General features: G+C 46.6%; 6 protein-coding genes. All 6 read right to left on the bottom strand.

Annotated elements, in window-relative coordinates:
• Positions 1-390: 390 nt before the first annotated feature.
• On the bottom strand, positions 391-696 hold the full coding sequence (locus ACH10T_RS08180) for a hypothetical protein (protein WP_394808814.1): 306 nt from the start codon (positions 694-696) through the stop codon (positions 391-393).
• On the bottom strand, positions 677-931 hold the full coding sequence (locus tag ACH10T_RS08175) for a transposase (RefSeq protein WP_394808813.1): 255 nt from the start codon (positions 929-931) through the stop codon (positions 677-679). Before ACH10T_RS08175 ends, ACH10T_RS08180 begins: the two co-directional genes overlap by 20 nt.
• 202 nt (positions 932-1,133) lie before the next feature.
• A complete protein-coding gene (locus ACH10T_RS08170) occupies positions 1,134-2,612 on the bottom strand; it encodes a tyrosinase family protein (protein ID WP_394808812.1) in 1,479 nt (492 codons plus the stop codon).
• Between the two features lie 37 nt (positions 2,613-2,649).
• Positions 2,650-2,865: a hypothetical protein gene (locus tag ACH10T_RS08165; protein WP_394808811.1), complete on the bottom strand. Its 216-nt coding sequence runs from the start codon at positions 2,863-2,865 to the stop codon at positions 2,650-2,652.
• 129 nt (positions 2,866-2,994) lie between these two features.
• On the bottom strand, positions 2,995-3,462 hold the full coding sequence (locus ACH10T_RS08160; protein ID WP_394808810.1) for a hypothetical protein: 468 nt from the start codon (positions 3,460-3,462) through the stop codon (positions 2,995-2,997).
• Between the two features lie 139 nt (positions 3,463-3,601).
• Positions 3,602-3,790 carry a hypothetical protein gene (locus ACH10T_RS08155; protein ID WP_394808809.1) on the bottom strand — a complete coding sequence of 63 codons (189 nt, stop codon included), beginning with the start codon at positions 3,788-3,790 and terminating at the stop codon, positions 3,602-3,604.
• Between the last annotated feature and the right edge of the window lie 444 nt (positions 3,791-4,234).

Here is a 4,234-nt window from a genome sequence, read left to right as displayed (position 1 = left end):
CGTATGTAGCACTCCCATAATATCCCGTTCCTCCATAATATGGAGTAGCCATACATCCACCAAGAAAAAGAATTCCAAGTACGGAAAAAATGGTAAGAATTTTTTTGGCATTCATAATATACCTCCACAATAAACCTCGCGTCTATAACGCAGTAAATACCAAATCTTTTTTGGTATTTCGGTTTCATTGTGCGACTTCTGAGCTGAATGGTGACTGAATGATGATGCGCGGTGAATTTTGACTAACTAATCTATACATCCCACTTATTTCTTAAGCAGGAGTAAAAGGACAGTTCTCATTGATCTCGATATTACGCGTGTCCGAGATAATTACAAGGCTGGTAACGGAATTGATTTTTGGCGAGAATTAGCAATTCGCCATGCACAGGATCAGGATGGCTCGAAAGGATCAAAGATTTGTGCATGCGCTCTAGGCGGTGCCCGGGCAGGTAGACCGAGATGATCAAGAATTTTAGTGATTGCGGCTTTCTCCAAGATGGCGGCGATGATTTTCAGGGCTCCGCCGCAATGCGGGCAATGTTCGATGTCGATGTCGATATCAAACACCCGCTTGAGCAAACGCGCCCAACTGATACGCACGGAAGCCGAGGATGGCGGCACAGCATCACTCACATTTGATGCATTACTTTTGTTTTTCTTGCTGCCAGGAATAATCTCAGCGCGCAGTTTGCGCATTCGGCGCAAGCACACCATGGAAACGAATAAGGTTGGGCCTTGGCCGGGGAACCAACGCAGCCAACCGTTGCATGAATTCCAGTGGCGACAGGGCAATGTGGGTCGTGCCATCCCGATAAGGCGTCTTCAGCGTTAACACTATTTGTCCATCCTTATTGCGTGCCAAGCGTTCATCGGCAATCGCCGGCCGGGTAATGTAGCGGCACAAACGTTCCAGCTTGTTACGCTGATTCATGGCGCAACGTACCCCGGCGTGCAGGCTGAAACCGTGGGCGTTGACACAGTACTCCTGGCCTGACTGGCACGTTGGCTCCGGCAAGCTGAAGAATCTTTCTAATCAGGATCCTTTTTGTCGTGTGAGGATACTTGAGAGATTGACACCAATTACGTAATTTTCTGCAATCCAGAGCTCCCAAAGTATCCTTCTGTCCTTTGTATCATCCTTGGATTACCCGAATGGAATAGGATCCTGTCCCGCTAGGCGAGTAGTGTCTCACCCGCGCGAAATACTCACCGGGCGAGAGCTGACGGCGGATGCGCGCATTTAAGGAAACTCCGCCATCGTCATTTCTGTCAATTTCTGGTATCTGGCTGTTCGGACCGTGCAAGGTCATAAAGGTATCAGTAGTTCCGCTCGTCTCAATGGTGTAGATAGCATCAGTTGTTATATTAAACCGGTACACATCGCTTTCATTGGCTGCGGAAATAGCCGCATTGATACTCGCGCCATTTACCCTAAGCTCGAGGATGGGGCTGGGACTGATGCCATCAGAGCGCACGGCAACCGCATAATTTCCTGTTGTGCTCGGACTATATAGACGAATACGCAGATAGTAGGTGCCTGCCGAGAGATTCCGTGTGATTTGCGTATTAAGATTTTCGCCCGCATCATCGTCTGATGTCACTTCGATATTCGGATCATTGGGGCCAAAGAGCGTCATGAACGTATCGGATGATCCGGTGGTGAACATCGTATGAGGACCGAAGGCCGGGATTTCGAAGCGGAAAACGTCAGTTTCTCCCGGTGTTGCGATATCAGCCTGCGTTGGATTGGCTCCAACAACAATGAGGAGTGGCTCAGGCTGAGGCTGAGGGGCTACGCCGTCATAAACAATACCCAAGGCTGCGCTGTCAAGAACATCGATAGGACGCGACCCGACCTGCCCTGAAGGGGTGCTACCCATTGGATCGGTCAGGTTTTGTCCAAAAGGACCGCCGTTTGTTGGCAGGTAACCCTGATTCGGGAAGCGTAATTGCCATTCATGCCAAATCTTATCGACCATGCAATGATTCATGAAGAACACCGGATCATTCGGCGACGTCATCGGCAACATAGAACCACCGACCCAGACATGACCACGATTGTGGAGGTTGGGGCCAATCCAGCCTTCCAATTGATTACGGAAGCTTGGATTGCTGTTCATGTTCCATGAAGGTACGTCATAGGGCGTGACAGCCATGACTTGATTGATTTCAGCTTGCGTAGGCAAGGTAGGCAGCCCGTTCTGCCCAAACTCGCGCATCAGCGGGCCGGCCGGTACCCCGCTGGAATTGATGACGGTCCATTGGCCAGACCGGAATGGCCCGGTGCGGACGACTCCACCGGCATCCCCATTTCCCCCGAGCAAGTCGTCATTCCACATGGAGGCATTCGCTCCTCCCGATGGCCAGTTCCAGTAGGGTATCCCGAGATTTGGGTTGCCTGAGACACGCTGAAGTTCTAGCTCGAGATCAAAAATAAAACGGCGGTGCCAAGGCAGGAAGGCAGAACATCGATGAATGTCGCCCATATTGGCGTTTGCATGCCTGAGAACAAATTGGTCATAGATGCCTTCGGCTTTTAAAGCTCGAATGGCGGCAACGAATTCTGCCCGTTCAGCAGCAGTCAAGGTATTTGCATCTTTTCTGATAGCCATGAGAATTTCCTCCTTCTCTCAGTCTGTGTTGTTTGGATTATTCTTGTACATGGGAAAATTCGACGGTATGCTTAGCGATTGCTCTTGCCAACTCCAATAACGAATCATATTGGGTATAGGGCAGATATTTCGAAGAAAACTTATTTTTTGACCTATCATGTTTATAATCAATTTCCTTTCCATTAATTGACAAGTTGATGTCGTCTTTTATTTCAATAGTGCAACCTTCAAAAGTTTCTTTATGGTTTGACATACTATGGACTCCTTTTTGAGCAATAAAAAAATTAACCGTCCTGTATTCTTCTACAATAACCTTTACTAATTAGCCGCTACAACATTTTTACGAGCCCGTAAGAGGATAGCGTTTTTTTGTGTCATTCATTCATTCGCATTGCAGTTTCGAGGTAGTAATCATTTCTGTATGGCGTCCATACCCACGAATCACAGCCGATATATCCACAAAATATCCATCCAGCCTGTCGTAATTTAAATTTGCAAACCCCAGCGTTCTCGGAAAATCCGCTACCGCATCTTTTATCCCTGTTGTCTTGGTAGTCAGCAGTTCAAGGCTCATGGTCTCGGTAAAACGGAATAGCTGAAATCTCCCTGATTTTGTTACCTGCTCAACCATGAAACAGCCATGGTATTGGGCCTTCAGTGTAAAAGTGCCCTCTTTGGCAATAGCCAATACCCCGGACTGCAGCGTTGGTATCCCTGTGCAGCCATTCGTTTCCGCTGATGTAATGTAGCAAGTCATGTTTTTAAAAGCGGAAGGCTCCTGTGACATTGCCGTGGGACTTTTCTGAATGAGTATCGAGATACCCACCAGAATCACAGCAAATGGTTTCATAGCATCTTTCCTTGATAGCCCAGCAAGATAGAAACAACCTGTAGGTGGCGAATTACAATTCACGCTGCCATCGGTGTATGAAATCTCGGCAATGTGATTTCCACCGGTACTCGTTGATATTCGCCTTGCCCAGCACAGGTTAGTTAAATGCTAACCCCTTTTTCTTTTCTGAAAAATGTAATCGTTTTGCAACCAGTTTTAATGCAAAACCTCTATCTGAGATTGCAGCGCAATACGTATCTGCCACGATGGCCCGTGCACCACCCGGCCCCACCAGCTTCACGAGTGTGGTAAGAAAATGCACAACAAGTAAAAGGACAGTTCTCATTGATCTCGATATTACGCTTGTCCGAGATAATTACAAGGCTGGTAACGGGATTGATTTTTGACGAGAATTAGTAATTCGCCATGCACAGGACAGAATACTATGCAATCTGCTAAAAATTTCAGCTACGAATCGCACACTAATGCCTATAATGACTGCTTTACCGATAGCTTTATCGACAAAACTGTAATAAATGACTTAATCAGAGCTTCCTTAATAGAAAAACTTTTAAATGGGAGATTATCCAAGAGAGTAATAAAAAAAATTCATACCTTATCTTCAGAGGCGAAAATATATTCGCAATTTTTTCTATAACTTTATTGTGCTAACTTGGGAGTAGTTTATGAGTGAGCTTCCCCCGAAAAATAGTCTTCCAAGGGTGACGTACAATTAACGTTACTATTGAGAGGAAGATGATGAAGAAGATACCGAAGCAGGAATACACGA

It is taken from the genome of Nitrosomonas sp., from assembly GCF_043753625.1.
Classification (GTDB): domain Bacteria; phylum Pseudomonadota; class Gammaproteobacteria; order Burkholderiales; family Nitrosomonadaceae; genus Nitrosomonas.
The sequence above is the reverse complement of the archived record's forward strand: the minus strand, read 5'-3'. Positions and strand labels throughout refer to the sequence as shown.